The sequence below is a fragment of the Lapillicoccus sp. genome, assembly GCF_025353065.1.
Classification (GTDB): domain Bacteria; phylum Actinomycetota; class Actinomycetes; order Actinomycetales; family Dermatophilaceae; genus Lapillicoccus.
This window is the reverse complement of record NZ_JANXRJ010000343.1, coordinates 1-4,923: the sequence shown is the minus strand read 5'-3', so window position 1 is coordinate 4,923 and position 4,923 is coordinate 1. Positions and strand designations below refer to the sequence as shown.

The 4,923-nt window shown below is 72.6% G+C and carries 3 protein-coding genes; all 3 read right to left on the bottom strand.

Features of this window, described 5'->3' with window-relative positions:
• Positions 1 to 310 precede the first annotated feature (310 nt).
• Entirely contained in the window at positions 311 to 1,843 is a 1,533-nt protein-coding gene (locus Q0R63_RS24440; protein ID WP_295703053.1) for a peptidoglycan DD-metalloendopeptidase family protein, read from the bottom strand.
• A gap of 49 nt (positions 1,844 to 1,892) precedes the next feature.
• Entirely contained in the window at positions 1,893 to 3,428 is a 1,536-nt protein-coding gene (locus tag Q0R63_RS24435) for an ATP-binding protein (protein WP_295703050.1), read from the bottom strand.
• Positions 3,429 to 3,512: 84 nt separating this feature from the next.
• A partial coding sequence (locus Q0R63_RS24430; protein WP_295703049.1) for an SCO6880 family protein occupies positions 3,513 to 4,923 on the bottom strand: 1,411 nt, incomplete at its 5' end.

Here is a 4,923-nt window from a genome sequence, read left to right as displayed (position 1 = left end):
CGGCGAGCACCGGTGGTGCGTGGCCGGCTCCGGGGGTGTACCCGCTCTCCCGCATCGATGGTCCCTTCCCCCTACATTCACCTACACATTAGTCGTTCTGTAGGTCAGGGCAGGTCTTGTTGTTGTCGTGTCAGGCGCGGTCGTGTCCGGCGCGGTCGTGTCCGGCGGGGTCGTGTCCGGCGGGGTCGTGTCCGGCGGGGTCGTGTCAGGCGCTGTCGTGTCCGACGGGGTCGTGTCAGGCGGGGTCGTGTCCGGCGGGGTCGTGTCCGGCGGGGTCGTGTCCGGCGCTGTCGTGTTGGGCGTTGTCGTGTCAGGCGCCGACCCGCCAGATCTCGAAGATGTGGTGGTCGGCCCACTGGGTGTAGTGGTAGTGGTCGACGTGGGTGCCGCCGGCTTCGATGGTGCGGTGGTTTGCGGGGTCGGCGACGATCATGACGTGCCCGATCTGGTTCGGGCCGAGGTAGGTGTCGGTGAAGATCAGGTCGCCGGGCTGTTCCTGCCCGTAGGCGACTTGGTAGCCGTGGCCGGCGGCGAGCCAGTCGCGTTGCGCGCCCGCGGTGCGCGGGAGGGTGATGCCGATGCGGGCGTAGGCGGCCTGGGTAAAGCTGGAGCAGTCCCACGCGGTGGGGCCGTTGGCGCCGAGGACGTACGGGTCGCCGCGGTGGCTGTCCGCCCATGCGAGCAGGGCGGTGATCTGCTGGTGGTCGATGGGCGGCAGGTCGGGGTTGCCGGATCCGCCCGCTCCCACCGGTCCGCAGTCGCTGGGGTCGCCGGGCACGGTGCCGCCGCCGTAGGCGGCGGCGTAGAACAGGACGTCGTTGACGTACCAGTCGGCGTGGTTGTAGGCGAAGATCGCGGACCGGACCCCGTCGGCGCCGCTGGTCACCCCGGAGGCGGTCAGGTAGTTGGCGGCGCTCATCGCCGAGTCAGCCGCGTTGAGGATGTCGGCGCGGCCGTCGCCGTCGCCGTCGACGCCGTACCTGGCCCAGGTGGCGGGTAGGAACTGCATGAGGCCTTGGGCGCCCGCGGTGCTGGTGCCGGTGGTGGCGCCGTGCCGCGTTTCTTCCATCCCGATCCCGGCGAGCAGGGCCCAGGGCAGGTGGTAGCGGTCTGCGGCGGCGAGGTAGGCGCCTTTGATCGGGGCCGGGATCGGGGCCGGCGTGGTGGTCAGGGAGTTCAGGCGTGGGGTGCCGGGCGGGGGAAGGGCGAAGCCGAGCCCGCCCTGCTGGCCACCGGGGTCGGTGGGACCGGTATCCGGCGGCGGCGACGGTGCGATCGCCTCACCGATCAGCGGTGCCCCGTGCTCGAGCATGAACGGCACCGGGTCGGTCGCGGCGCCGTCCATCCGGACCTCGAAGTGCAGGTGGTCCCCGGTGGAGTGACCGGTGGACCCCTCGGTCCCGAGCTGCTGCCCCACCCCCACCGATCCCCCGGTGCTGATGCCGGGGGCGATCCTGGCCAGGTGCCCGTAAAGTGTGGCGACCCCGGCCCCGTGGTCGATCGTGACGTAGGTGCCGTAGCCGCCCGGGTCCCAGCCGACGGCGGCGGTCCCGGCGGCGGCCGCAACCACCTGCCCCGGACCGGGCAACGAGACAAGATCCTGACCCGTGTGCACCCTGGCTGCCCCGGTGATCGGGTCGGTGCGGGGCCCGAACGGGGACGTCAGCGCGTACGCCTGCTGGAACGGGGGCCGCCACTGGCCGGTGGCCGGCACCGGCACGGTGCTGCAGACTACGACCTCAGCCGCCGCGGGGGCGGTGGAGACGACGAACGCTGCCGTGGTCAGTGGCAGCGCGATGAGCAGCCCGAGACACGCGGCGGCGAGGGTGACCGGCTTGTTCATGGTGTCGTCCTTCTTCGTCCCACCCGTGCTCGGCGTGCTATCGGTCCGGTTAGAGCGCGCCTTCGAGGGCGTCGTTGGTCCAGGTCAGGTGTTTCTCGGCCGGGTGGAGGCGGGTCTCGACCTTGTAGGGTCGCTCGCCGACCAGCCATAGGGCGCGGCCCTTGCGCTGCATGGCCCAGCCGGTCATGACCGCGGTGGCCTGCGGGCCGAGTCCGAGCATCGCGTCGAGCTCGTTAGCGACCCCGGGTTTCTGTCCGTGCAGGATCTTGATGTCGGCCAGGTGGATCAGGTCCCGGGCGATCGTCGCGGCCTGCGACCCGTGGTCGCCGACGCTGAGCATGTCCGAGGGTTTGTGGGCGTTGGCCCACTGGATGTCGCCGCCCCGCCCGGCGACCCCACGGGAGAGGCGCAGGTCCTCGTCGAGGCTCTTGACCGCCTCCACCCCCAGCCGCATCGCCTTCCACATCTCGTCGCGCACGACCACGCGCAGGTCGCCGGGGGCGGCGATCTCCCGCATCCCCCGGCCCCAGGAGTTCAGGCAGACCAGGGCGATCCCGACCGCCTCGTCACCGAGCGGGTTCAGCCGGGACAGCGACAGGGACTGGATGGGGGCGTTCCAGTCGACGTCGATGGTGGTGTGGTCGTCGAACAGCCCGGCCAGCGCCCCGGAGACGAGCTGGCCGAGGGCGTCGCGCAGCAGCCGGGTCTCGTCGAGGAACTGCCGTGCGGAGGCGTACCGGCACTGCTCGACCAGGGCGTCGCTGGGCTGGTCCAGGTAGTGCCACAGGCGCGGGATGGTGGTCTCGGTCAGGGTGGTGTTCCCGGCTGTGTAGCCGGTCAGGTCGGCCAGGGCGGCCTTGACCACGACCTCGTCGGAGGGCCCGAACGGGACCCGGTCGGTGCCGATCCGTTGGGAGCCGACCAGGGCCCGCATCAGGGTCAGCCACCGGCTGAACATGACCGCGGCCCGGCTCCGGGCTTCGTCGGCGCCCAGCTGGGCCCACCCCTGGCCGAGGGGGCCGAGGCCGAGGGGGTTGATCCGGGCGCTCATCCCCGGGCCGAGGGCGAACGGCTGCACGCCGAAGAAGTGGCACAGCCGCTCGTACTCGTCCTTGGGGTCGCCGAGGATGAGGATGCGGTACCCGAAGTCGGTCATCCGTAGGCAGAAGGCTTTGGTGGTGGCGGACTTCCCGGTGCCGGGCTTGCCCAGGCAGATGACGTTGGCGTTGGTGACCGGGATGTCGTCGCGCAGCACCCACCCGACCGGGTCGACGTAGAACGCGGACCCGGACAGGACATCGACCCCCATCTGTGCGCCGGTCGGCGGTAGGCCGGGGCCGGCGATGAACGGCCAGAACACCGGCGCCTGGTCCGACGTCATCCGGTACGAAGCGACCGGCGCCGATGCCGGCGCCCACCCCCGCCCGGGACGCCGGACACCCCGAGCCGGTACGTGCCGGAACAAGCGTGCCTCCTTCGACGTCACGGGCGAGGCCGCGGCGGTGGGGAGCTGGTGGCCGAAGTCGGCCAGCAGCTGCGACACGTCCCGCCCGGTCCGGTGCGCCCCCTTCGGGGACCAGCTCATCGGGTGCCCCGGCCGGGTCGCACGTGCTGGTGCTTGTGGTGCTGGTGGGGGGTGGTCATCGGTGCTCCTTCAAGGGGTCTCTGGTCAGCCGTCGCTGGTGCGGGTCAGGCTGACGCCGAGGGGGACGACGGACGCGGCGAAGGCCACGTCCTGGGCGAGGTCGAGCCGCAGTGGGGAGAACCCGGCACGGCGGATGGAGGCGTCGAGGCGGCGCCCGAACTCGGCGATCCGGGCGGTCTTGGGGGCGGTGACCGTGCACACCGCGTAGGGGCGGGTCATCGCGTTGCCGCGGGCCAGCTTCGCTTCGAGGCTGCGGACCTGCAAGGCCTCGTCGCGGGACCGGGTGCCGGTCTTCATCCGGGCCTTCTGCCGCAGCCCCTCCCCCATGTCGGTCGTCCACTCACTCGTCGCGGACTGCCGGGCCGCCTTCTGCTGGGACAGGATCGGGTAGGCCACCAGGTAGCTGCGCCGCTCCCCGGGTGTGGTGGGGGTCAGCACCGGTGCCAACGCCCCCAGGACGGCGCCCCTGACCGGCAGGGTGATGGTGGCGCTGACCGAGTTCCAGGCGTCGTGGCTGTAGTGCCGGGCCACCGGGTCGGCGCCGGACGGGCCGGCCATCGCCCACGGCACCCCCGCGTTGACGGCAGTGTTGACGGCGGCGTCGACCCCGGTGGTGACGCCGGCGGTGACCTCGGTGGCGACCTGGGCGTCGCGGCCGCTGGCGAGGACGGCGTCGATGATGCCGGCCCGGTCGCCGGGGGCGAACCCTGTCCGGCACGCGACCGCCAGCTCGGGGCTGGTCAGCCAGGACACGCTGGCGACCCCGAGGCCGCCCTTCAGCTGGGCCTCGACCTCGGCCATCAGGGCGTGCAGGACCTGGGCGCGGCCGTGGATGCCGCGACCGGACTCCTTCGCTGCTCTGGAAATCCGGGTCTCGGGGACCACGATCGTCATGAACGCCTCGGTGCGGACCGAGGCCCGGGTCAGCACGTGCTGGAGGTCGTCGTTGATCGCGGCGACCTGGACCGGCCCGCCGGGGCGGCGGTGCCGGGTGATCCACTGGTCGCGTTCGGCGCCGTCCTCGGGGACGGTCCGGACCAGGAAGAGGACCTCGTCGATGAGCTCGGTGCGGCTGGCTTGGTCGAGCAGGTCGGCCAGGCCGGCGCCCATCCGGTCCCGGTCCGCGGCGTCGCGCATCCCGGTCCCGGGGTGGACGATCGCGGCGGTGACGGCCCAGGTCCGGGCGGCGTGGTTCTGGATGATGGCGACCCGGGCACCGGCCAGCCCGGTCGGGGGGCCCTCGTGGATCTCGATCCCGGCCAGAGACCCCGGCAGGTCCACCTGGGCCAGATCCTGCACCTGGCCCCGGGTGGCGCGGGCCCGGAAACGGGTCCACCCGGTCAGCCCGCCCACGGCGAAGCCGGTGCTGGCCATAATCCAGCCGATCGCGGACCGGCCTCGCACGGGGACGACGGTGACCAGGGTGACGGCGGCG

Coding starts and splice junctions, on each gene's coding strand:
- Q0R63_RS24435 (WP_295703050.1), bottom strand. CDS start 3,428: ATGAGCTGGTCCCCGAAGGGGGCGCACCGGACCGGGCGGGACGTGTCG.
- Q0R63_RS24440 (WP_295703053.1), bottom strand. CDS start 1,843: ATGAACAAGCCGGTCACCCTCGCCGCCGCGTGTCTCGGGCTGCTCATC.